This window comes from Streptomyces sp. NPDC043908 (genome assembly GCF_056435525.1).
Map to the genome: position 1 here is coordinate 252159 of NZ_JBWKEI010000008.1, position 22553 is coordinate 274711.

The following is a 22553-nucleotide window of genomic DNA, read 5'->3' on the forward strand; positions in this document are numbered from 1 at the left end:
CGATTACAGGCGCGCTGTAGTCTCGCCGGACTGACGCCAATTCCCGAAAGGGGACAGCTCTTTGCTTCCCTTCGACGTGAGCGCTGCTACCAAGATCCCCTCACAGGTCGTGTTGCAGGGAGATCCGGAACTGGCCGCGGTCTACGACAGCCTGCGTCGGGCAGATCCCGCAGGACAGCGCTTTGCGACTGTCCTGCGGGACACCATCGACCAGTTGCTCAATGGTGAAGTAACGGGACGGTACGACTGGAAGACGCTCTTCAAGACCGAGAAGACGCATGCCGGCACGGTCGTTGAGATCAACCTCCAGCGAGAGTTCACCTTCCGTGACGGCGTCGAGATGGACTACCGGATCGCGGGAACTGACGTTGACTGCAAGTACTCACAGGCTTTCGGCGGTTGGATGATCCCGCCTGAGGCCATGGGCCATCTGTGTCTTCTGGTCTGGGCGGACGACTACAAGAGCCGCTGGAGCGCTGGCCTTCTCCGGATAGCCCCGGAGTGGCTGAACAAGGGCAACAACCGGGATTTGAAGCTGACTGTGAAGGCCGAACACCGCAACAAGATCCTTTGGTTGTGGCATGAGGCAGAGCTCCCGGAGAATGTACTTCTGCACCTCGCCCCTGCTGTCCGGGACGCGATCCTCTCGTCCCGCTCCGGCCAGCAGTGCGTCAACGAGCTTTTCCGACGGGTCCTGAACCGGAGGATCGGACGCGGAGTCGTACGGACCGTCGCCCAGCAGAGCGACTACATGGCGCGGGTGCGGGAAGCGAAGGGGCGCGCCCGTACGGTCCTCAGAGAGGAAGGCATTCTCATCCCTGGCCACTACAGCAGCCACCAGGCCATCGCCAGGGCTCTGGGGGCCCAGGTCCCGCAGCGAGGGGAACTGGTGAGCTTTCGCGTGGCTTCAGCCCGGCCGCACCACGAGGGCCGGCCCTCAGTGACGCTCGGCGGCCGCGCATGGGTGCTGGCCGATGACGATGACCCCGTCGAGACCGCCCCATTGCTGCCGAAGCATACGATTACCGAACAGTCTTGACGCTGAGCATACGCCGCCGTCCGAACCAGCCGTCCGAACCAGATGAACACCCAGAGCTGATCATGTCCGTGAATACCGAACGCCCGCTCCCCGAACCAGACTCACCGGAAATCTTCGCGCTACTCCCCCTGGAGAGCGTCCGGAGGCTGTACGGGTTCCTCTATGCACGACGGGACTCACCGCCGACCACCGAAGAGATCCACTCCTTCATCGCCGGCCAGTTCGGCGAGTCACAGTCGGAAGCCATGCGACGGCTCCGCTCACTCCGGGACTGCTTTATCGTCCACCGCTACCGTGACGGAAGACTGCACCGTTACGAGCTGAAGGGATGGAAGCCCGTCCCCGCCGACGGGATCCGCCAGAGTATAAAGGGGCCTGTCAGGGCTCGGGTTCTCGCACCCCAGCGATGCGCTCAGTGCGGAGCCACCCCTCTGGACGACGGCGTGAAGCTGGTCGTGGATCACAAAATCCCGGTGGCCTGGGGCGGTGGCAATGAGCTGGAGAACCTGCAACCGCTGTGCGAACAGTGCAACGCAGAGAAGAGGGACTTCTACGCAACATACGATCCGTACGCCGAGCAAATCCGTGTGGCGGTTCAGCACGATGAACCTCATGGCAGGATCGGCGAGCTCCTGAAGGCACTGGACGGACACTGGGTGCCTGCCGAGCTCATTGGTGTAGTGGCGTCGATGAGTCAGCACCAGGACGACTGGCAGCGCCGGCTCCGGGAATTGCGGAACCTTGGCTGGGCATACGAGAACCGCGTCCTCCGCCCCAAAGGAGGTCGCTCCATTTCCGAGTACCGCCTGATCCACTGGGAACCGTGGCCTGAAGGCCCGATCGCCGCGGCCGCCAAACATAAGCAGAGTAAGCACCAGCCGGAATGAGTGAGGACTGGACTCCCCCCGAAGGGTCATGGGCATCCTCTGCGGCCCGTCGCCGCAATATGCAGGCCATCCGCAGCCGCGACACCAAGCCGGAACGGCTGATCCGCAGCCTTCTGCATGCCAGGGGGCTGCGCTACCGGGTAGCGGCCAAGCCGCTACCCGGTCTCCGCCGAACCGCGGACGTCGTCTTCCGCCCAGCGAAACTGGCCGTGTTCGTCGACGGCTGCTACTGGCACGGGTGCCCCGAACACTATGTGCCCCCGAAGACCAACCCGGGCTACTGGTCGGACAAGGTAGCCCGGAACATGGCGCGTGACCGGGATACCGACCGACAGCTCAAGGAAGCAGGCTGGACCGTCCTTCGGTTCTGGGAGCACGAATCAGCAGAGGACTGTGCACTCAGGATTGCCGCGACGGTGAGCCGTCTCAAGGCGGAAGGCAAATCCGCCTAAATGCCGTTCATCTCCGCAGCTTCAAACGCTGCGTAGATCTGCTCCCCCACCGCCTGCGCTACTGGCGGAGGAAACGCATTTCCGACCTGGCGGTAAGCGGCCGTCTTCTTGCCAGTGAACTTCCAGTCGGCGGGAAACCCCTGGATGAGGGCGGCCTGCGTCACGGTGAGCTTGGGGCCCGCCTTGGCAAAGAGGTCCCGCTCCTTGTCCTTGAGGTCTTCGGGGTCATTCGCAACGCCCAGGCCACATACGCCCAAGTCGGCCCAGGCTCGCTTTGCGCGCGTAGGGCCGAGATCAGCACCGCCGTGCTTCTTGGAGCCGCCCACGAGGGTCGGCGCAACACCCTCCTGCGCCTTCTCGTACCAGTTCTTGAACGCATTCTCGGCTCTGGGGTCGTCAGCTACCGCGTCGAACCGGGCTCGCATGGTGTCGTGCAGTGCCTCCCCTACCGAAAGCTCCGGGCGGGGCTCGGGCTTCGTGTGCTCGAAGTACCGGGCGTACTCCGGCTTCATCGCCACGAGGATGGCCCGGGGACGCAGCTGGGGGACGCCGTACTTCTTGGCCTCCAGCACCTCCCAGTAGCACTGTTCGTAGCCCAGGGACTCCAGTTGCTTGATGATCTCGTCGCGATAGCTGGCGAACTTCTGGTCTACCAGGCCACGTACGTTTTCGATCATCACGGCTTTGGGGGCGAGCTGCTCGACCAGGTCAAGCATCGTCGGGAAGAGATCACGCTCGTCATCCCGGCCGAGCTGCTTGCCCGCTGCCGAGAAAGGAGGGCACGGGACGCCGCCGGCCAGCAGGTCAAGCTCTCCGGGCTCCAGACCGAGCTCACTGGGGTCAAACTTTTTCAGATCCTGGTGGATGACCTTGCAGCCGGCCCACTCGGGGTCTTCGCTGGTGTTGGCCTTCAGCGTGCTGCACGCGTCCTTGTCGATCTCGATCAGAGCGACGTGCTTGAAGCCTGCATGATGTAGACCAACGGCCTGACCTCCGGCGCCTGCACAGATCTCCACGGACTTGTACTTGAGATCGTTGGTGCGGATCATGCCCCCTCCTTCCGATCAAACGACGGCGACGACCACTCTGCGTGGTGCACCATCACAGAGGGTGACAGAACCCACTGACAACGGGACTCCACCAATTTTGCAGCACGCCACTCCGTTCTCTGCACACGCCCCCTACCCCACCGAACACTCATACGATATGGCTCATGCTTCGTAGCCCTGCGTGGACCCGGGATGAGCTGGTACTGGCCTGCGCGCTCGTCGTGAAGAACGGCTGGCGCGAACTCCGGGAAGGAGACCCCGCCGTACAGGAGCTGTCGGACCTCCTGCGCTCCCTTCCTCTGCATCAGGGGGTGGCCAAGGAGCTTCCCGAGTACCGCTCGGTGGGCAGTGTGAGCCGTAAGACGACCGACCTGGCCACCAATCACCCTGAGTACACAGGCAAGCGCACGAAGGGCGGGAGACTCGACAAAGAGATCATCCGAGCCTTCATCGAGCACGAGGCAGACATGCTCGAAGCGGCTCAGGGCATCGAAGAAGGCATCGGCTCCGGTGCGCTGGTCCGCATCCCAGAGCAGCCGGGCGAGGTCGCCGAGGATGGCACTACGGCCGCCGAAGGCCGTCTCCTGGCTCGCTGGGCCATCTACCGGGAGCGGAGCCCCAAGCTCCGTCAGCGCAAGATCGCCCAGGCCCAGCGGCTCGGCCAGCCCTTGCAGTGCGAAATCTGCGGCTTCCACTTCGAGCGGGCGTACGGGGCGCTCGGCAAGGGCTACATCGAAGTGCACCACACCCTGCCTCTCCACATCTCGGGACCTCGCGAGACACGTCTAGAGGATCTGGCGTTCCTGTGTTCCAACTGCCACCGCATGTGCCACACGAGCCATCGCGGCGCATCATGGCGCACCCCCGATGCCGTACGGGCGGAAATCGCGAAAGCAGCGGGACAGGAGAGCACCGAGTAGCCTTCCGCCGGCTGTGCAGACATCAGGCCGCCTCGGCCTCGAAATGCATCTGCGCGCGGTCCAGGAAGTCGTCGGGATCCCGCCCCTGTGCGGTCAGCCAGTGCAGCACGTCCGTGATGAGGTCAGTCGCCGCTTCCTCAAGCGCGGCCCCGCTGCGGGCCGCCGGTCGCCGGTACTGCTCCAGCAGGGCCACAGCTCTCTGGACCCGGCGGCAGTGGGGCGCGAGGTCCAGTGCGAGTTCACACCAGACCGACTTACCGGCGGCCGAGAGGACTGTCCCCCAGTCCACAGCCATCGAAGCCAGCAGGTGCAGTCCGCGACCGCACTCAGCATCACAGGCTGCCGACGTCTGCGCCGGCACTGCATGGCTCTTGTCGTGGAGCTCGATTCGCAGCCGGTCACCCGCCGCCTCAAGGACGAGCGCCGCGGGGGAACCTTCGCCTACGTGCTTGACGACATTGGTGGCCAGCTCCAAACCACGAGCTGGACCTCATCGAGTAAGGCAGCGAGCCCCCACAGCCGGAGCTGAGTCCGCACCACTCTCCCGAATACACACAGTTCCGACGAGCCGGCCTCAACCGGCAGGACACAGCGGAGCGAGAAGTGGTCACCGTCGTTGGCGGAATGGCGAGACTCCCTCCCGCGCCAGAGCAGCATTCCGCCTGCCGCATCCGTACGGCTGCGCTGCGTGGCGTTCCGGTTACTAGACGGGCCGCTACACGCCGACGCCAGCTCGCAGCGATGCTGCGCAAGCTACGGTCCCGCAAGGGGCTGACGCTAGAGGAGTCCGGCAGGCTGGTCGGGGTCTCCAGGGCGACCGTCAGCCGGTACGAGACGCAGTCCGGCCCGGTGAGGTGGATTGTCGTCGATGCCCTGTGCCGCGCGTACGGCGCAAGTGAAGCGGAGCATGCCGCCGTCGTCAGCCTGGCCAAGGACGCCAAACAGCAGGGCTGGTGGAGCTCGTTCGCGGACTCGATCCCCGAGACCATGAACCTTCTGCTCACGCTTGAGGATGAAGCCGTCCGGGAGGATCACTTCTCCTGCGTGTACGTGCCCGGGCTCCTCCAGACCCGCGCCTACACCAGTGCGATCCAGCAGGCCAACGAACTGTGCCGCGCACCCGAAGACATCGAACGGCTCGTGGATATCAGGATGAGGCACCAGGAGATCCTGAGCCGGCCGGAGCCGCCTCATCTGTGGGCCATCCTCGATGAGTCCGTCATCCGGCGCGTTGTCGGCTCTCCCCGCGTCATGCGTGAGCAGCTGAGCCACCTGCTTGAAGCGGACTCCTCCCGTCACATCACCCTCCAGGTGCTGCCGTTCGCCAAGGGTGCACACACGGCAGCACTCGGCAGCTTTGTCATCATCGGGGGCCAGGAACCCTCCCTGGACGTCGTCTACGTAGACCTCCACGTCGGCTCGCTGATCATGGAAAAGGACGCGGAACTAGCGCGCTACAGACTTGTGTTCGACTATCTCCGGGCACAAGCGTTGGACATGGCCGCCTCATCGGCCTTGATCGAGCGTGTACGCGAGGAGTTGCAGTGACAGCGGAGACCGCCCCCGCCCCTGTTCAACACATCTGGTTCAAGTCGTCGTACAGCGGCGGCAACGAGAGCGAGTGCGTGGAGGCAGCCTTCATGGCATCCGGCACAGGGATACGTGACTCCAAAAGCCCTGCGGGTCCACACCTCCGGTTCGCCGCCCCCGCCTGGCACGCCTTCACCACCGCCCTCCGGCAGGACCGGCTGCCCCGGGCCTGAAGCCCCCCGTTAGCCTCGGAGGGGACAGACCACAGAGGCGCAGGAGGCACAACATGGCCAAGGTTCCGGCAGCAGTGATCGCCGCGGGTGGGCTTGTGGGTGGGTATGCCACCGCTCGGTTCACCAAGAAGCGGCCCCTCGGTGGGGTGGCGCTCGCCGCCGCGGGGGCCCTCGCCGCGCGGGAGTGGAAGCAGGCCGCCGGGACCAAGGCCGCCGTCGGGCTCACCACGGCCTACGTCGCCGCGTTCGCCGGGTCGCACCCGCTCGCCAAGAAGGTCGGCGCCTGGCCGTCCGTGTTCGCGGTGGCCGGTGGGGTTGCTGCCGCCTCCTGGGCCGTGACCCGCAAGGCCGGATAGCGCCGCCCGGGAAATTGTCCCGCCGCATCCGGGAACCGTATGAACGCCCCGGACGACTCGTACGTACGTAAAGGTGCACACTGCGACTCCCCGCAGGATGAACCCCTCGGGCGCGTGGCCACGCAGAGCAGGGACAGGACTGCGGTCACGCGCCCGGCAGGGGAGCCCCCCGCCGGTGGAGCCGGACCGTGCCGGACAGGGCGCCGGATTCCCAGGTGTCGGATTCCGGGGTCGCCCGGGCACCCGCCCCGCGCCCCGCGCCCCGAAAACCCCTACCCCCCGACCCCCCGCGCCACCGCAAAGATCACCACTCCCGCCAGCGCCCCCACCACCGTCCCGTTGATCCGGATGAACTGGAGGTCGCGGCCGATGTGGGCCTCGATCTTCTTCGAGGTGTCCGCCGCGTCCCAGGAGCGGACCGTGTCCGTGATCAGGGACGTGATCTCCGTGCGGTACGTGGAGACCACGTACGCCGCCGCGTCCTGGACCCAGCCGTCCACCTTCGCCTGGAGGCGGGTGTCCGTGGAGAGGCGGGCGCCCAGGGACAGCAGGGACGCCCTCGCCCGCAGGCGCAGCTCGCTGCGTTCGTCCTCCGCCGCCGCGATGATCATCGAGCGGACCGATGACCACGCCGAGGCGATCACGTCCTGGACCTCGGGGCGGGCCAGGACGTCGGACTTCAGGCGCTCCACCTTCGCGCGCGTGTCCGTGTCCGACTGGAGGTCGGAGGCGAAGTCCGCCAGGAAGCGGTCCAGGGCCCCGCGCGCCGGGTGGCCCGGCATGTCGCGCATCTCGGTGACGAAGCGGAGCAGCTCCTTGTAGACGCGCTCGCCGACCTTCTTGTCCACGAAGCGGGGGGTCCAGCCGGGGGCGCCGCCCTGGACCGCCTCCATCACCGAGTCCCCGTGCAGCACCAGCCAGTCGTGCGCCCGCGCGCACACCAGGTCCACCACCCGGCGGTGCCCCCCGTCCGCGACCACCTTCTCCAGGGTCTTGCCGATGCCCGGCGCGATCTCCGCCGCGTCCGCCCGGCGCGTGATCGCCTCGCCCACCACCGCCTGGACGTCCGAGTCCCGCAGGACCGTGAGCGCGCCGCGCAGGGCCGTGGCCAGCTCGGACGTGACCCGGTCCGCGTGGGAGGGATCCGCCAGCCAGGTGCCCATCCGGGCGCCTATGCCCAGCGCCCCCAGCCTCGTGCGCACGACCTCCGGGGAGAGGAAGTTCTCCCCCACGAACGCGCCCAGCGACACGCCCAGCTGGTCCTTCTTGTTCGGGATGATCGCCGTGTGCGGGATCGGCACGCCCAGGGGGTGGCGGAACAGCGCCGTCACCGCGAACCAGTCCGCCAGCGCGCCCACCATCCCGGCCTCCGCCGCCGCCGCGACGTACGCCGCCCAGGGGCCCGCGCCCGAGCGGCCCGCCCAGGTCGCCAGGGCGAAGACCACCGCCACCAGGAGCAGCAGGCCCGTCGCCGTGGCCTTCATCCGGCGCACGCCCCGGCGTTTCTCCTCGTCCGCCGCCGTGTACGAGAACGCGGACGTCAGGCCGGTGGCAGGCGGGGGCGACGCGTCCGGTCCCTCCCGGTCGCCCGCCCTGGTCGCTCCACTACGTTCCATTGCTCCGCCCGTCCACGCTGACCACCGCCCGCGCACGCGTCTCCCCGTACGCCATCGTCCCTACCTGAGTGACTCCCGGGGCACATGTCGAGTTCCCGCACGTCGCGTTCTCATTCGAAGGGGTGATCCGGAGAAGGACCCGGAGGGGGGCCGGCGGGGGACCCGGAGGGGGGATCCGGAGAGGGGACCCCTCAGTAGGGCTGGGGCCGGGGCCGGGGAGCGGCCGGGTGCGTCAGCGCAGTTCCTTGCGCCGGTCGTCGCCGCGCCCCCGCTTCCCCGCCTTCCGCGGCTTCCGCTTCACGTCGATGCCGCCCATCAGGGCGAACCCCGTCACCGTCACCGTCGGGGAGCCCGGGGTGCCCTCGCCCGTCGCCCTGTCGCCGAAGCCGCCCATCAGGCCGAAGCCGCGCACCCGCACCGTCAGCTCGGGCGGGACCGTCACCCCCATCCCGCCCATCAGCGTGAAGCAGCGGATCACCGTCTGCGCGGACTCGAAGCGTGCCTCGCGCAGGTCGATCTCGCCGCCGCCCCACATCGCGAACGCGGTGAACGTGCGGCCCACCGTCCACGTACCCCGGCGTCCGAACCCGCCCCACAGCGCGAAGGCGCCCCGCGAGGTGGCCGCGCCGCCGATCCGCGCGGGCCAGTCGACGTCCCCGGAGGAGGCGGAGGCGGCCGGAACGGGGGCCGCGGGGCGGACGCCGGGCGCCGGCAGGTCCCGTACCAGCGGCGCCAACTCCCCGTGCGTACGCGCCTTGTACGCCGCCTCCAGGCGCTCCTCGAACTCCTCCATGTCGAGCCGCCCCTCGGCCACCGCGTCCCGCAGCGCCTCGGCCACCCGCTCGCGCTCCGCGTCCGATGCCCGCATCTCGGGAAGGCCCGCCCCCGATGGTTCACTCGTCATACCGTCAGCCTAATGAAGGCCCCGGTCGGCGTACATGCGGGCGATCACCGACTCGATGTCCGGCTCCCGCACCGACAGGTCCACCAGCGGATACCGCGCCGCGATCCCGGCCACCAGCGGAGCCGCCGACGCCCTGGCCGGGAACGCCAGCCACTGCCGGGGCCCCTCGACCCTCACCACGCGCGCGCCGTCGACCTCGATCGGCGGGAGTTCGCGCGCCAGGTCGACCACCAGGGTGCGTTCGCTTCCCCCGACCTCGTGCAGCCCGGCCGGCGTGCCGTCGTACACCAGACGGCCGTGGTCGATGACCATCACGCGCGCGCAGAGCTGCTCGATGTCGGTCAGGTCGTGGGTCGTGAGGAGGACGGTGGTGCCGCGTTCGGTGTTCAGGTCCTTGAGGAAGGCGCGCACCTTCGCCTTGCTCACCACGTCCAGGCCGATGGTCGGCTCGTCCAGGTAGAGCACCTCGGGGTCGTGCAGCAGGGCCGCCGCGATGTCGCCGCGCATCCGCTGGCCCAGCGACAGCTGGCGTACGGGCACGTCCAGCAGCGGCCCGAGGTCGAGGAGTTCGACGCAGCGGGCCAGGTTTTCGCGGAAGCGGTCGTCGGGGACGCGGTACATGCGGTGGGCCAGGTGGTAGGAGTCGATCAGCGGCAGGTCCCACCAGAGGGTGGTGCGCTGGCCGAAGACCACGCCGATGCGGCGGGCGAGGCGGGTGCGTTCGCGGGCGGGGTCCAGGCCCGCCACCCGCACCCGGCCGCCGCTCGGCGTCAGGATGCCGGTGAGCATCTTGACGGTGGTGGACTTGCCGGCGCCGTTGGGGCCGATGTAGCCGACCATCGCGCCGCGCGGCACCGCGAAGGTGATGCCGTCGACCGCCCTGACCTGCCCGCGCTCGCGCCGCAGCCGCCGCCCGCTCCTGCGCCGGACCTCGAAGACCTTCTCGACCCCGTCGAGTTCGATCACATCGCTCATCGCCGTTCCCGCCTCCTGTCAGCTTCCCGTGCTCCGGTACGCCCGCAGGCCCGCCCGCCACGCCACCCCCGCCAGCGCGCAGCAGCCCACCGCCACCAGCGGCGGCGCGAACGCCAGCCACCCGGGGAGGTCCAGCGGGTAGGGCCGCCCCAGCACGTACAGCGCGGGCAGCCAGTTCACGAAGGCCAGCGGGACCACGAACGTCACCCCGCGCACCAGGTCCTTGGCGAAGAGCGTCGGCGGATACTGGAGCAGCTGGTTCCCGCCGTACGTGAAGGAGTTCTGCACCTCGGAGGCGTCCTGCGCGACGAACTGGAACGCCCCGCCCGCCACGAACACCGAGGCGAAGACGGTGGCGCCGCTCAGCAGCATCAGCGGGATCAGCAGGGCCCGCAGCGGCGTCCAGTGGATGTCGAGCGTCAGCAGCGCGTAGCCGAGGACGAGGAGGCCCTGGGTGATCCGGCCCAGGCGGCGCAGCGCGAACCGGTCGGCGGCGACCTGGGCGAGCACCGGCGCCGGCCGGACGAGGAGGGTGTCGAGGGTGCCGTCGCGCACCCGGCGGCCGAGCCGGTCCATCGACCCCATGACGAGGTCCGCGAGCCCGAACGCGGCGCCCGACGCGCCGTACAGGAACGCCACTTCCGGCAGCGTGTAACCGCCCAGCGCGTCGATGTGCGAGAACATCAGCAGGATCGCCACGAAGTCGAGCGCCGTCGCCGCGAAGTTGCCGAACGCCGTCATCAGGAAGGACGCCCGGTAGGCGAGGGTGGAGCGGATCCACATGCCCGCGATCAGCCGGTAGGCGCGCACGCCCTCCGCGACGGCGCGCAGCCGCCCGGCGGGCGCGCCCCTCTCCTGCGTCTCCCCCGTCTCCCCGGGCACCGCGTCGATCGCCGTCTCAGCCACCCTGGACCACCACCCTCCTGGTCGCCGCCCCCTGGAGCAGCCGCCCGGCGCCGAGCAGCAGCGCCGCCCAGCCCAGCTGGAACGTGTACGCCCGGACCAGGCCCCAGCCCGTGTGGTGGCCGAGCAGGACGTCGGCCGGGATCTGGAGCAGCGACGACCAGGGCAGCGCGCGCGCCACCTCGCCGAGGGCGCCGGGGAAGACGTTGAGCGGCAGCAGCATCCCGGAGAAGAAGGTGCCGCCCAGCCAGGCGATCTGCGCCACGCCCGCCCCGTCGAGCAACCAGAACGCCGAGAGCGCCACCAGGTAGCGGATCGAGAAGCTGACGACGACACCGAGCACGACGGCGACCAGGAACGCCAGCCACGTCCCGGGGCCGGCGGGCAGCGCCAGGTCGAAGGCGAGCGCGCCGAACGCCAGCGGCACCGCGCCGCGCCCCAGGAAGTGGAAGGCGGCCCGGCCCAGGTCGCCCGCGAGCCACCACAGTTGGAGGTCGGCGGGGCGGTAGAGGTCGATCGCGATGTCACCCGTACGGATGCGTTCGACAAGTTCGTCCTCGAAGCCGCCGCCCATCATGGCGACCGTCATGATGAGGGCCTGTCCGAGCCACACATACGTCAGTGCCTCGGCCTGGTCGTAACCGCCCAGACGAGGGCGGACGTTCCATAGAGCCATATAGGTGTACGCCATGATCACGCCGAAGACGGTGTTGGTGAACACCCCTGCCGCCGTGGCGATCCGGTACGTCGTATGGCGTCGGAACCCACCTGCGGCCACGGCCAGGTAGAGCCGCACCACGCCACCTCCCCGTCCGGTCCGTGTATGAAGGGGCCACGCCCGAGCGCACCCGAAGGCGTCGCGGCCGGGCGGTCCAAAGCGCCCGACCCTAGTGCCGTCCGGTGATCGTGCGCGACGGCTTTTCCGGATCCGGGCGTGCAATATGGGCGTACACCGCGAATCACCCGATACAGCGCAGTGGCGAGAGAGACATGAGCGACGACGAGCAGCCGCCCCGGCCCCCTCACCAGGGCTGGGCCCCCCGGGACCCCAGCGCCACGGGCCCCGGCGCCGCCGAGGGCCCGGACACCGCCACGCCGAGGGACACCGGGCCCGGCGAGGGCGCGCGCGGCGTGGAGGGTGGAGACGGCCAGGGGGGCAAGGGCGGCCAGGGCGGCAAGGGCGGCGGAAAACGCCCCCGGCGGACCGGCTGGCGGCGGTTCGTGCCCCGCTGGCGCTGGGTCCTCGGCACCCTCCTGTTCATCGCCCTGCTGCTCATCGGCGGATTCATCGCCGGCTACGAACTCGTCCACATCCCGCCCGCCAACGCCACCGCGACCGCGCAGTCCAACGTCTTCCTGTACGCCGACGGCACCCAGCTCGCCCGGGACGGCGAGATCAACCGCGAGAACGTCCGGCTCGCCCAGATCCCGCTCACCGTCCAGCGCACCGTCCTCGCCGCCGAGGACCGCGACTTCTACTCCGAACGGGCCGTCGACCCCAAGGCCATGGTCCGCGCCGCCTGGAACACCCTCACCGGCAAGGGCAAGCAGTCCGGCTCCACGATCACCCAGCAGTACGTGAAGAACTACTACCTGGGGCAGGAGCAGACGATCAGCCGCAAGGTGAAGGAGTTCTTCATCGCGATCAAGCTGAACCGCGAGGTCAGCAAGGCGGACATCCTGGAGGGTTACCTCAACACCAGCTACTTCGGCCGCAACGCCTACGGCATCCAGGCCGCCGCCCAGGCCTACTACGGCAAGGACGTCGAGAAGGTCACCACCGCCGAGGGCGCCTATCTGGCCTCCCTGCTCAACGCCCCCAGCGCCTACGACGTCGTGGCCCACCCGGAGAACAAGGGCAGGGCCTTGGCGCGCTGGAACTACGTCCTGGACGGCATGGTCAAGAAGAAGTGGATGACACCCGCCGCGCGGGCCGCCGCCACCTTCCCCGTACCGGGCAAGGCACGGCCGACCGCCGGTATGGCCGGGCAGCGCGGCTACGTGGTCGAGGCCGTGAAGGACTATCTGACCACCAACGAGATCATCGACGAGAACACCCTGGCCAAGGGCGGCTACCGGATCACCACCACGCTCCAGAGGGCCAAACAGGACGCGTTCGTCGCCGCCGTCGCCGACAAGGTGATGTCCCGGGTCGGCTCCGAACGCGCGGTGGACCGCAACGTCCGCGTCGGCGGCGCCTCCATCGACCCCGAAAGCGGCAAGGTGCTCGCGATGTACGGGGGCGTCGACTACACCAAGCAGTACGTCAACAACGCGACCCGGCGCGACTACCAGGTCGGCTCGACCTTCAAGCCGTTCGTCTTCACCTCGGCCGTCGAGAACGCCTCCAAGACGCAGGACGGGCGCGCGATCACCCCGAACACCGTCTACGACGGCACCAACAAGCGGTTCGTCCAGGGCTGGTCGGGCCCCGCGTACAACCCCGCCAACGAGGACGACAAGTCCTACGGACAGCTCACCGTCCGGTCCGCCACCGACCTCTCCGTCAACGCCGTGTACGCGCAGATGGCCGTGGACGTCGGCCCCAAGAGCGTGCGGCAGACCGCCATCGACCTGGGCCTGCCCTCCACCACCCCCGACATGCCCAACGGGCCCTCCATCGCGCTGGGCACCGCCACCGCCTCCGTCCTGGACATGGCCGAGGCGTACGCGACGCTCGCCAACCACGGCAAGCACGGCGCGTACACGATGGTCGAGTCCGTCACCAAGGACGGCGAGAAGGTGGAGCTGCCCACCCAGGACGCCAAGCAGGCCGTACCGCGCGAGGCCGCCGACACCACCACCTCGATCCTCCAGAGCGTCGTGGAGGGCGGCACGGGTACGGCCGCGCAGGCCTCCGGCCGTACCGCCGCGGGCAAGACCGGCACCGCCGAGGACGACAAGGCGGCCTGGTTCGCGGGCTACACGCCCGATCTGGCCACCGTGGTCGCCGTGATGGGCCAGGACCCCGACACGGCCGCCCAGAAGCCGCTGTACGGCGCCCTGGGCCTCTCCCGGATGAACGGCGGCGGACCGCCCGCCGAGGTGTGGGCCCAGTACACGGCACGCGCGCTCAAGGGCACCGAGCCCCAGGACTTCGACCTCCAGATCCAGGAGGGCGCCTCCGTACCGCCGCCCGCCGAGACCCCGCTGCCCGACCCGAACACCCCCAACCCGCCCGGCCGCAGCGAGGGCCAGGACCAGGGCCGCACGCAGGGGCAGACCGAGGGCGGGACGACCGACGGCGGCACGAACGGCGGCGACACCGCCACGGGCGGCACGACGGGCGGGACGACCGGCGGCACCACCGGGGCCACCACCGACGGCGGCGCCACCACCAACGGCGGCACCACCGGCGGCCCGACCAACGGCGGGACCACCACCGGGGGCACCACCGACGGCGGCACCACCGGCGCCACGGACGGCGGGCCCACCACCGGAGGGACGACCGCGGCCACGGAAGGCGGCGTCACGACGGGCGAGACGACCAACGGGACGACGGCCGGAGGCGCCGACCGTCCACGCCGCCGGCCGCGCGCGCAGTGACCCGCGGGGAGGGCGCTAGTGGCCGGAGGTGGCCTTGAGACCGACCACGGCCACCAGCAGCAGACAGACGAAGAAGATCCGGGCCGCGGTCGCGGGCTCACCGAGCACCACCATGCCGAGCACCGCCGCACCGGCCGCGCCGATGCCCACCCACACGCCGTAGGCGGTACCGATCGGCAGGGACTTCGCGGCCTGCGCGAGCAGCAGCATCGAGGCGACGATCCCCGCGCCGGTGAGCAGACTGGGCCACAGCCGGGTGAACCCGTCCGTGTACTTCATCCCGATCGACCAGCCCACTTCGAGCAGACCGGCGACGACGAGCAGGACCCAGGCCATGAGGAACACCTCCGAGAGACGTACGCGCGCGTACGGGACGTACACGCGGGGTGCGTCGTCTTGTCCTGACCCGGTACGACGCGTCTCGTCGGGGTGCCTCCACGGTAGCAAAGGGGCGGCTGAGGCGGAGGGCACGACAAAGGGCATGGCAAAGGGCACGGCGAAGGGCATGGCAAAGGGCTGGTGACGGCGGTCACCAGCCCTTCCGCTCACGCGGCCGCACCGCCCCGGACAGGCGCGGGTGCGGCCCCGGCCTCAGAGATACAGCCCGGTCGAGTCCTCGGACACCCGCTCCGAGGCGACGGCGTGCAGATCGCGCTCCCGCATCAGTACGTAGGCGATACCGCGCACCTCGACCTCGGCGCGGTCCTCGGGGTCGTACAGCACCCGGTCGCCCGCCTCGACGGTCCGCACGTTCTGACCGACGGCGACCACCTCGGCCCAGGCCAGCCGCTTGCCGACGGCGGCGGTCGCCGGGATGAGGATGCCGCCGCCGGAGCGCCGTTCGCCCTCGGGTGTGTCGGACCGGACCAGCACGCGGTCGTGGAGCATCCGGATGGGCAGCTTGTCGTCGTGGGTGTTCTCGCTCACGGACCCGAACCTACCTGTCCCCGCCCCCGGCGTATGCCGAAGGGCCGCGGAAGACGGACCGGATCGCGGGGAACGATCGCGGGGAGGGAACCGAGAGGGGAGCCGCCGACAGGGGACCCGGGGGGCCGTCAGCCGCGCCGCTTGCGGGTGGACGACAGGGCGAGCAGTCCCACCAGCCCCACGGCCAGCAGCGCGACCGGCACGATGCGCTCGATGCGGGGCGCGCCGTCCTCGTTCACGAACTGGGCCTTCACGTCCGAGACGGTCCGGTTGACCGCGACGAAGGCCCGGCCGGCCGTCCGGTCCACGGCCGAGGCGACCCGCGCCTTGGCGTCACCGGCGATCGTCGACGGGTGCAGCCGCACGCCGATCTCGTCGAGAGTGACCGCGAGCTGGTCCCGGCGACGCCTGATGTCCGCCTCGATCTGCGCAGGGGTCCTGGCTTCCGACACTGCGCCGCCTCCGTCTGTTCGGTCGGGGTATTCGGGGTATGGGGTTGTCCTTCGTCGACAGTCTGTCAGCTCCACCGCCGATGCACTGTCACAGGCCCCCATTAGGCTCTCCCGGAGTAGGCCTGCCCCGTTCCCTTACCCCGTTCCTTCCGGAGGAAGATCCCATGAGCGAGCGACTCGTCCCCGGCGACACCGCCCCCGCCTTCACCCTGCCCGACGCGGACGGCAACGAGGTCTCGCTCGCGGACCACAAGGGCCGCAAGGTCATCGTGTACTTCTACCCGGCCGCCCTCACCCCCGGCTGCACCAAGCAGGCCTGCGACTTCACGGACAACCTGGAGCTGCTGGCCGGCGCCGGTTACGACGTGATCGGCGTCTCCCCCGACAAGCCGGAGAAGCTGGCGAAGTTCCGCGACCAGGAGTCCCTGAAGGTCACCCTGGTCGGCGACCCGTCGAAGGAGGTCCTGGAGGCGTACGGGGCGTTCGGCGAGAAGAAGCTGTACGGCAAGACGGTGACCGGCGTCATCCGCTCCACGGTGGTCGTGGACGAGGAGGGCAAGGTCGAGCGCGCGCTGTACAACGTGAAGGCGACGGGGCATGTCGCGAAGATCATCAAGGACCTGGGGATCTGAGCTCCCGCCCCCCGTAACGGCCCGCACCGCGCGGTATGCGGGGCGGGCCGTTCCGCATTTCGGGCGTGACTGTCCGATTAGCGGTTCGTTGGTCCGTGCGAGGCCGCGAACAGGTGGCCGGGGCGGAGGGGGCTCATGACGACCAGGTACACCAGCGAGCTGCTGCGGGAGGCGGCTCGCGAGACGCGGCACATCGACGACGCGGTGCGGTGGTGCGGCGGCGTACCGACCCCGGGCAGCAGACGGTATCTCCGTCGCAAGATGGCGGAGGCCGGAATAGACATCGCGCATCTGGCCACGAACCAGGTCCGCCATACCGAAGCGCGCCTACGGGCGGCTGTGGCCGTCTCGACCTGCTTCAAGGACGTCGTACGCCATCTGGGGATCAGCCAGGTCGGAGGCAACCAGACCCACATCAGCCGCCGGGTGGCGGTCCTGGGCATCGACACGTCCCACTTCACCTCTGCCCGCCCGGGCCGGGCCAAGGGGGCTCTCGGCGCGCCACTCCGTCTGCGCGATCCACAGGACGGGAGGATTCCCGGAGAGCGGCTCCGCCGCGAGTTGATCAGAACCGGGACAGCCGAAAGATGCGCGATGTGCGGGACCGGGCCGGAGTGGAACGGCAAGCCGCTCAGACTGGAAGTGGACCACGCCAATGGTGACTGGTGGGACAACCGCCCAGGAAACCTCAGGCTCCTGTGCCCCAACTGCCATGCCGTGACGGACACGTATCGTGGCCGCCGGCGAAGGGCGCGGACATGAGCACCCCCCGGTACACCCCCGACCTCCTCAGGCGGACCGCAGCCGACTCGGCCAGTCTCGTGGACATGCTGCGCCGACTCGACGCACCGATCGGGGCCGGGCCACTGCGCTACCTGCGTCACAGGCTCGAGCACTACGGAATCGACGTGTCCCACTTCGCCGATGATCCGCTCCCTCCCCGGAGGAAGCGCAGTTACTCCCGCGAGCTGCTCGAAGAGGCGGCGGCCCACTCGCACAGCATCCGCGAGATATGCGAGTACCTGGGATATCCGCCCAGAGACAGCCCGTACTCCCTCATCAGACAGCGGCTCGACCGTTTCGGCATCGACACCGCCCACTTCACCAGCGGTCGGCGGTACAGCGCGGGTGTCCTCCCCCGCGAACCGCTCGTGTCACTCGTGGCCGAGTCCACCAGCATGGCCGGCGTGCTGAGAGCGCTCGGCCTCGACGACAACGGTGCTACCCGCACCCGCCTGAGACGCAGTCTGGACGCGCACGGCATCTCCACCGAACACTTCACCGGGCAGGGCCACTTCCTCGGCCAGGTCTCCCCGTACCGGAAGTCGGCCGCAGACACCCTGGTGCGCCGGGAAGCGGGTTCCAGCCGTACCGGAACCGCCCTTCTGCGGCGCGCCCTCGATGAACTCGGGGTTCCTCGCGTGTGCGCCGAATGCGGCACCGGCGACACGTGGCAGGGGCGCCGCCTCGTCCTGGAAATCGACCACGTCAGTGGCGACCGTCTGGACAACCGCCGCGAGAACCTCAGGTACCTGTGCCCCTCCTGCCACAGCCAGACGAGCACCTTCTCCAACCGGTCTCGCCGCACGGGCGCGCCACACCGCCCAGTAGAGTAGGCGCGTTGGGCCCGTACCCCAGCTGGCCAGAGGGCGCCGGTTTAGGTCCGGTGTGTCGTGGGTTCGAGTCCCACCGGGCCCACGCGCAAAGGGCGTGGCACATCGGTGTCACGCCCTTTGGCATACGGCGGGGCTCTCAGCCCAGCAGTTCCCGTACCGCCGGTACCAGCGCGCGGAACGCCTTGCCGCGGTGGCTGATCGCGTTCTTCTCCTCGGGCGTCAGTTCCGCGCAGGTGCGGGTCTCGCCCTCGGGCTGGAGGATCGGGTCGTAGCCGAAGCCGTTCGTGCCCGAGGGCTCGTGGCGGAGGGTGCCCAGGAGGCGGCCCTCGACCACGCGCTCGGTGCCGTCGGGAAGGGCCAGGGCCGCCGCGCAGGCGAAGTGGGCGCCGCGGTGGGGCTCGGCGATGTCGCCGAGCTGGGCCAGGAGCAGGTCCAGGTTGGCCTTGTCGTCGCCGTGGGTGCCGGACCAGCGGGCGGAGAAGATGCCGGGAGCGCCGTTCAGTACGTCCACGCAGAGGCCCGAGTCGTCGGCGACCGCGGGCAGGCCCGTGGCCCGCGCGAGCGCGTGGGCCTTCAGGAGCGCGTTCTCGGCGAAGGTGACGCCGGTCTCCTTGACGTCGGGGATCTCCGGATACGCGTCGGCGCCGACCAGTTCGTGGGGCAGTCCGGCGTCCGCGAGGATCGCGCGGAGCTCGGTGATTTTGCCGGCGTTGCGGGTGGCGAGGATCAGGCGGGTCATGCCCCCAGTATCGCCGGGCGCGCCCGGCGCCCCGACGTCACGGGGTGCAGACCTTGCCGACTTCCTTGGCCGCGTCCTTGACGGGGCTGATGTCCGGCGTGTTGTCGCCGTTCTTGATCGCCGAACGTACGTTGCCGACCGCCTTGTTGAGGTTGTCGACCGCCTTGGAGAGGTCGGCGTTGTCCGTCTTGTTCTTCAGCGACGACAGGTTGGTGTCGATGTCGTTGAGGGCCTGGTCCGCCTGGGCCGGGTTGTCTGCGGCGTTGGACACCGCGCGGCCCAGGTCGTCGACGCTGGTGGCGATCGCGTCGGCCGTCTGGACGCAGTCCAGCGCCTTGCCGACCGCGCTGCATCCGACGGCGGCGGGCAGGGCGAGGGCCGCGGTGGCGGCGGTGAGTGCGAGGGCGCGGCGGCGGCTTCTGCGCATGGACGGGTCCTCCCCGGGTGTACGGACGGGCGTACGGTTCGGCCCGTACGCCCGTGTGGGTAGGGACGCGGGGAGTGGTCCGCACGGTTGCCTCGGCCCTGTGTGACGGGTGCCTCGGCACTGTGTGACGGTTGTGCCCTGGCCCCGCCTATGCCCGTGTCGGGGGGCGTGGGGAGCGGCCTTCGTGGTTGCCTTGCCCCGTACGCCCGTACGGGGCCGTGCCGCCCTCGCGGTCGCCTCGTTACGCGTCGAGCGTGCGGCCCAGTGCCTCCACCTGGAGCGCGGCCAGGTCGGCGCAGCCGCCGGTGGCGAGGTCGAGGAGCGCGTTGAGCTCCTTGCGGTCGAACGGCTCGGCCTCGGCGGTGCCCTGGACCTCGACGAAGCGGCCGTCGCCGGTGCAGACGACGTTCATGTCGGTCTCGGCGCGCACGTCCTCCTCGTAGCAGAGGTCGAGGAGCGGGGTGCCGTCGACGATGCCGACGGAGACGGCGGCGACGGTGCCGGTGAGCGGCTGGCGGTTGGCCTTGACCAGCTTCTTGGTCTGGGCCCAGCCGATGGCGTCGGCGAGTGCCACGTACGCGCCGGTGATGGCGGCGGTGCGGGTGCCGCCGTCGGCCTGGAGGACGTCGCAGTCGAGGACGATGGTGTTCTCGCCGAGCGCCTTGTAGTCGATGACGGCGCGCAGGCTGCGGCCGATGAGGCGGGAGATCTCGTGGGTGCGTCCGCCGATCTTGCCGCGGACGGACTCGCGGTCGCCGCGGGTGTTGGTGGAGCGCGGCAGCATCGAGTACTCCGCGGTCACCCAGCCCTCGCCGCTGCCCTTGCGCCAGCGGGGGACGCCTTCGGTGACGGAGGCGGTGCAGAAGACTTTGGTGTCGCCGAAGGAGATGAGGACGGAGCCCTCGGCGTGCTTGCTCCATCCGCGTTCGATGGTGACGGGGCGGAGCTGGTCGGGGGTGCGGCCGTCGATACGAGACATGCCACGAGCGTAGCCCGTGGGCGTCTCGGTCCTGGGGGCGTGCCCCCCGGCCCCCCTTCCGGGGCTTCGCCCCGCGGCCCCTTCGGGGCTTCGCCCCCCCGGATTTCGTTCGTCTGCGGGTGGTCGACGGCTGGTCGCGCCGTTCCCCGCGCCCCTTGTCGGCCGGGTGTTTGTCTGCGGGTCGTGGTGGGCTGGTCGCGCAGTTCCCCGCGCCCCTTAGGGGGCGCGTCTTCGTCTCCGGGGTGGTGGGGGTTGCTCGCGCAGTTCCCCGCGCCCCTTCTGGGGCGCGGCGGGTTGCGCCGGGCGCCCGCCGGTGGCTGGGGCGGGCACGGGAAAGGGGCCCTTCCCGTTTGGGGAGGGCCCCTTTGCCGGGGTGTTCAGGTCACATCATGTCTTCGATGTCCGCCGCGATCGGGTCGGCGTCCGTGCCGATGACGACCTGGATCGCGGTGCCCATCTTGACGACGCCGTGGGCGCCGGCGGCCTTCAGCGCGGCCTCGTCCACCTTGCTCGGGTCGATGACCTCGGTGCGGAGGCGGGTGATGCAGCCCTCGACCTCTTCGATGTTCTCGATACCGCCGAGCCCGGCGACGATCTTCTCAGCCTTGCTGGCCATGTCTGTCTCCCTGTTCTTTCAAAGAACGCTGTGGCGGCGCACCACAGATCTGTCCGACCGCGGTTCCGCTTTGTCACCGTAACGCACGTTTGGCCCAGTTACGCGAGCGAGCATCCGCGCGCTGGCCAAGGATGGCGATCACCGGTACCGCGCCCGTGCGGCCAGGATCCGGACGATACCGCAACTGGTCTACACCAGTGTGCAACGCACCCCGGAACTGGCTTGTTCCGACGGGACGGACGGGACGGAGGGCCGCCGATGAGCGCGGACAGCACGGCAGCGGACCGGCCGGACCGGTCGGGCCGGTCGGGCCGGCCGAAGTGGTGGAACGGGGCGTTCCAGAACCTCCAGAAGATGGGGCGCAGCCTCCAGCTCCCGATCGCCGTCCTGCCCGCGGCCGGCATCCTCAACCGGCTCGGCCAGCCGGACGTCTTCGGCGAGGACGGCCTCGGCTGGACCGACGTCGCCAAGGTCATGGCCGGCGCGGGCGGCGCGCTGCTCGACGCCAACATCGGCCTGCCGCTGCTGTTCTGCATCGGCGTCGCCATCGGCATGGCCAAGAAGGCGGACGGCTCCACCGCGCTCGCCGCCGTGGCCGGCTTCCTCGTCTACTACAACGTGCTGCATCAGTTCCCCAAGGACTGCGCCGCGGGCGCGAAGGTCATCTCGGCGGGGTGCCAGGCCAACGACGGGACCGTGGCGGCCTTCACGTACCAGAACCCGGGGGTCTTCGGCGGCATCGTCATGGGCCTGCTCGCCGCCTGGTTCTGGCAGCGCTACCACCGGGTGAAGCTGGTCGACTGGCTCGGCTTCTTCAACGGCCGCCGGCTCGTCCCCATCATCATGTCGTTCGTCGCCATCGCGTTCGCGGCGATCTGCCTGTGGGTCTGGCCGCCGATCGGTGACGGCCTGGAGAACTTCAGCGACTGGCTGGTGGGTCTCGGCGCCTGGGGCGCGGGCATCTTCGGCATCGCCAACCGGGCGCTGCTCGTGATCGGGCTGCACCAGTTCCTCAACGTGCCCATCTGGTTCCAGTTCGGCAGCTTCACCAAGCCGGACGGGACCGTGGTCCACGGCGACATCAGCATGTTCCTGGCGGGCGACAAGGACGCGGGCCAGTTCACCACCGGCTTCTTCCCCATCATGATGTTCGCGCTCCCCGCCGCCGCCCTGGCGATCACCCACTGCGCCAAGCCGCACCGCCGCAAGCAGGTGGGCGGTCTGATGCTGTCGGTCGGCCTGACGTCGTTCGTCACCGGCATCACCGAGCCGATCGAGTACTCGTTCCTCTTCATCGCGCCGCTGCTGTACGTGATCCACGCGGTGCTCACGGGCGTCTCGATGGCGGTGAGCTGGGCGCTGGGCGTCAAGGACGGCTTCAGCTTCTCGGCCGGGCTCATCGACTACGTCATCAACTGGAACCTGGCGACCAAGCCGTGGCTGATCATTCCGATCGGGCTGGTCTTCGCGGCCGTCTATTACGCGATCTTCCGGTTCGCGATCACCAAGTTCGACCTCCCCACCCCCGGGCGCGAACCGGAGGAGCTGGAAGAGGAGATCGAGCGGGAGAACACGAAGTAATAACGGCGGGATAACCAAGCGGTGATACGGCCAAGGCCTCGGACCCCAGGGTCCGGGGCCTTTGTCCGTCATGCCGGAATGTATGGCTCAGCACACAGAAATTGCAGGTTCCTTATCTAACCCTCACCGTGCTACAACTGGTCTACACCACTCAATGGTGTAGACCACGCGGGC

Annotated in this window: 26 protein-coding genes, 1 tRNA gene and 1 riboswitch; of the genes, 13 read left to right on the forward strand and 14 right to left on the reverse strand. The window is 69.5% G+C overall.

Annotated elements, in window-relative coordinates; genetic code table 11:
* Nucleotides 1–61: 61 nt before the first annotated feature.
* The 3 genes from AC069K_RS19680 to AC069K_RS19690 are packed head-to-tail and all read left to right on the forward strand — an operon-like array spanning nucleotide 62 to nucleotide 2378.
* Entirely contained in the window at nucleotides 62–1039 is a 978-nt protein-coding gene (locus tag AC069K_RS19680; protein ID WP_478617870.1) for a NaeI family type II restriction endonuclease, read from the forward strand.
* Nucleotides 1036–1926: an HNH endonuclease gene (locus tag AC069K_RS19685; protein WP_478617873.1), complete on the forward strand. Its 891-nt coding sequence runs from the start codon at nucleotides 1036–1038 to the stop codon at nucleotides 1924–1926. Before AC069K_RS19680 ends, AC069K_RS19685 begins: the two co-directional genes overlap by 4 nt.
* A gap of 59 nt (nucleotides 1927–1985) precedes the next feature.
* Entirely contained in the window at nucleotides 1986–2378 is a 393-nt protein-coding gene (locus tag AC069K_RS19690) for a very short patch repair endonuclease (protein ID WP_478617876.1), read from the forward strand.
* On the opposite strand, the gene AC069K_RS19695 is transcribed toward AC069K_RS19690, so the two are convergent.
* Nucleotides 2375–3427 (reverse strand): DNA cytosine methyltransferase, encoded by a 1053-nt coding sequence (locus AC069K_RS19695; protein WP_478617879.1) that lies wholly within the window; start codon nucleotides 3425–3427, stop codon nucleotides 2375–2377. The two genes, AC069K_RS19690 and AC069K_RS19695, sit on opposite strands and share 4 nt — an antisense overlap.
* 164 nt (nucleotides 3428–3591) lie before the next feature.
* Here AC069K_RS19695 and AC069K_RS19700 point away from each other — a divergent pair, with 164 nt between their 5' ends.
* Entirely contained in the window at nucleotides 3592–4347 is a 756-nt protein-coding gene (locus AC069K_RS19700) for an HNH endonuclease (protein ID WP_478617882.1), read from the forward strand.
* A 22-nt stretch (nucleotides 4348–4369) separates the two neighbouring features.
* On the opposite strand, the gene AC069K_RS19705 is transcribed toward AC069K_RS19700, so the two are convergent.
* Nucleotides 4370–4822: an ATP-binding protein gene (locus tag AC069K_RS19705; protein ID WP_478617885.1), complete on the reverse strand. Its 453-nt coding sequence runs from the start codon at nucleotides 4820–4822 to the stop codon at nucleotides 4370–4372.
* Nucleotides 4823–5088: 266 nt separating this feature from the next.
* Here AC069K_RS19705 and AC069K_RS19710 point away from each other — a divergent pair, with 266 nt between their 5' ends.
* From AC069K_RS19710 to AC069K_RS19720, 3 genes are read left to right on the forward strand one after another with little or no spacing between them, the layout of a single operon-like run.
* Entirely contained in the window at nucleotides 5089–5895 is an 807-nt protein-coding gene (locus AC069K_RS19710) for a helix-turn-helix domain-containing protein (RefSeq protein ID WP_478617888.1), read from the forward strand.
* Nucleotides 5892–6110: a DUF397 domain-containing protein gene (locus AC069K_RS19715; protein ID WP_478617891.1), complete on the forward strand. Its 219-nt coding sequence runs from the start codon at nucleotides 5892–5894 to the stop codon at nucleotides 6108–6110. Before AC069K_RS19710 ends, AC069K_RS19715 begins: the two co-directional genes overlap by 4 nt.
* 53 nt (nucleotides 6111–6163) lie before the next feature.
* Complete coding sequence (locus AC069K_RS19720; protein ID WP_358834053.1) at nucleotides 6164–6466, forward strand: hypothetical protein; 303 nt, start codon at nucleotides 6164–6166, stop codon at nucleotides 6464–6466.
* A 272-nt stretch (nucleotides 6467–6738) separates the two neighbouring features.
* Here AC069K_RS19720 and AC069K_RS19725 read toward each other — a convergent pair whose 3' ends face one another.
* From AC069K_RS19725 to AC069K_RS19745, 5 genes are all read right to left on the reverse strand, one after another.
* Complete coding sequence (locus tag AC069K_RS19725; protein WP_478617894.1) at nucleotides 6739–8082, reverse strand: DUF445 domain-containing protein; 1344 nt, start codon at nucleotides 8080–8082, stop codon at nucleotides 6739–6741.
* 232 nt (nucleotides 8083–8314) lie between these two features.
* A complete protein-coding gene (locus tag AC069K_RS19730; protein ID WP_478618135.1) occupies nucleotides 8315–8950 on the reverse strand; it encodes a DUF1707 SHOCT-like domain-containing protein in 636 nt (211 codons plus the stop codon).
* 45 nt (nucleotides 8951–8995) lie between these two features.
* Complete coding sequence (locus tag AC069K_RS19735) at nucleotides 8996–9961, reverse strand: ABC transporter ATP-binding protein (RefSeq protein WP_478617897.1); 966 nt, start codon at nucleotides 9959–9961, stop codon at nucleotides 8996–8998.
* 18 nt (nucleotides 9962–9979) lie between these two features.
* Nucleotides 9980–10867: an ABC transporter permease gene (locus tag AC069K_RS19740; protein WP_478617900.1), complete on the reverse strand. Its 888-nt coding sequence runs from the start codon at nucleotides 10865–10867 to the stop codon at nucleotides 9980–9982.
* Nucleotides 10860–11660 carry an ABC transporter permease gene (locus AC069K_RS19745; protein ID WP_478618138.1) on the reverse strand — a complete coding sequence of 267 codons (801 nt, stop codon included), beginning with the start codon at nucleotides 11658–11660 and terminating at the stop codon, nucleotides 10860–10862. Before AC069K_RS19745 ends, AC069K_RS19740 begins: the two co-directional genes overlap by 8 nt.
* Nucleotides 11661–11854: 194 nt before the next feature.
* Between AC069K_RS19745 and AC069K_RS19750 the strand changes: the two genes are divergently transcribed.
* Complete coding sequence (locus tag AC069K_RS19750; RefSeq protein WP_478617904.1) at nucleotides 11855–14410, forward strand: transglycosylase domain-containing protein; 2556 nt, start codon at nucleotides 11855–11857, stop codon at nucleotides 14408–14410.
* Between the two features lie 15 nt (nucleotides 14411–14425).
* Here AC069K_RS19750 and AC069K_RS19755 read toward each other — a convergent pair whose 3' ends face one another.
* The 3 genes from AC069K_RS19755 to AC069K_RS19765 form a co-directional block, all read right to left on the reverse strand.
* Nucleotides 14426–14746: a DMT family transporter gene (locus tag AC069K_RS19755; RefSeq protein ID WP_358834057.1), complete on the reverse strand. Its 321-nt coding sequence runs from the start codon at nucleotides 14744–14746 to the stop codon at nucleotides 14426–14428.
* Nucleotides 14747–14795: 49 nt separating this feature from the next.
* Nucleotides 14796–14860, reverse strand: a riboswitch (guanidine-III (ykkC-III) riboswitch).
* A 141-nt stretch (nucleotides 14861–15001) separates the two neighbouring features.
* Entirely contained in the window at nucleotides 15002–15337 is a 336-nt protein-coding gene (locus AC069K_RS19760) for a GroES family chaperonin (protein ID WP_358834058.1), read from the reverse strand.
* A 128-nt stretch (nucleotides 15338–15465) separates the two neighbouring features.
* Nucleotides 15466–15789 (reverse strand): DUF3618 domain-containing protein, encoded by a 324-nt coding sequence (locus AC069K_RS19765; protein ID WP_358834059.1) that lies wholly within the window; start codon nucleotides 15787–15789, stop codon nucleotides 15466–15468.
* Between the two features lie 164 nt (nucleotides 15790–15953).
* Here AC069K_RS19765 and bcp point away from each other — a divergent pair, with 164 nt between their 5' ends.
* The 4 genes from bcp (at nucleotide 15954) to AC069K_RS19785 (ending at nucleotide 18119) form a co-directional block, all read left to right on the forward strand.
* A complete protein-coding gene (bcp, locus tag AC069K_RS19770) occupies nucleotides 15954–16421 on the forward strand; it encodes a thioredoxin-dependent thiol peroxidase (protein WP_358834060.1) in 468 nt (155 codons plus the stop codon).
* Between the two features lie 135 nt (nucleotides 16422–16556).
* Complete coding sequence (locus AC069K_RS19775) at nucleotides 16557–17183, forward strand: HNH endonuclease (protein WP_478617909.1); 627 nt, start codon at nucleotides 16557–16559, stop codon at nucleotides 17181–17183.
* Nucleotides 17180–18037: an HNH endonuclease gene (locus AC069K_RS19780; protein WP_478617911.1), complete on the forward strand. Its 858-nt coding sequence runs from the start codon at nucleotides 17180–17182 to the stop codon at nucleotides 18035–18037. Before AC069K_RS19775 ends, AC069K_RS19780 begins: the two co-directional genes overlap by 4 nt.
* A 7-nt stretch (nucleotides 18038–18044) precedes the next feature.
* Nucleotides 18045–18119: transfer RNA gene (locus AC069K_RS19785), tRNA-Leu, on the forward strand.
* A 54-nt stretch (nucleotides 18120–18173) separates the two neighbouring features.
* Here AC069K_RS19785 and rdgB read toward each other — a convergent pair.
* From rdgB to AC069K_RS19805, 4 genes are all read right to left on the reverse strand, one after another.
* Entirely contained in the window at nucleotides 18174–18776 is a 603-nt protein-coding gene (rdgB, locus tag AC069K_RS19790; protein WP_358834062.1) for an RdgB/HAM1 family non-canonical purine NTP pyrophosphatase, read from the reverse strand.
* A gap of 37 nt (nucleotides 18777–18813) precedes the next feature.
* A complete protein-coding gene (locus AC069K_RS19795; RefSeq protein WP_478617915.1) occupies nucleotides 18814–19203 on the reverse strand; it encodes a hypothetical protein in 390 nt (129 codons plus the stop codon).
* 241 nt (nucleotides 19204–19444) lie between these two features.
* Nucleotides 19445–20182: a ribonuclease PH gene (gene rph / locus AC069K_RS19800; protein ID WP_358834064.1), complete on the reverse strand. Its 738-nt coding sequence runs from the start codon at nucleotides 20180–20182 to the stop codon at nucleotides 19445–19447.
* 382 nt (nucleotides 20183–20564) lie between these two features.
* Nucleotides 20565–20798: a PTS sugar transporter subunit IIB gene (locus AC069K_RS19805; protein WP_018517946.1), complete on the reverse strand. Its 234-nt coding sequence runs from the start codon at nucleotides 20796–20798 to the stop codon at nucleotides 20565–20567.
* Between the two features lie 258 nt (nucleotides 20799–21056).
* Between AC069K_RS19805 and AC069K_RS19810 the strand changes: the two genes are divergently transcribed.
* A complete protein-coding gene (locus AC069K_RS19810) occupies nucleotides 21057–22379 on the forward strand; it encodes a PTS transporter subunit EIIC (protein ID WP_478617920.1) in 1323 nt (440 codons plus the stop codon).
* The last annotated feature ends 174 nt before the right edge of the window (nucleotides 22380–22553 follow it).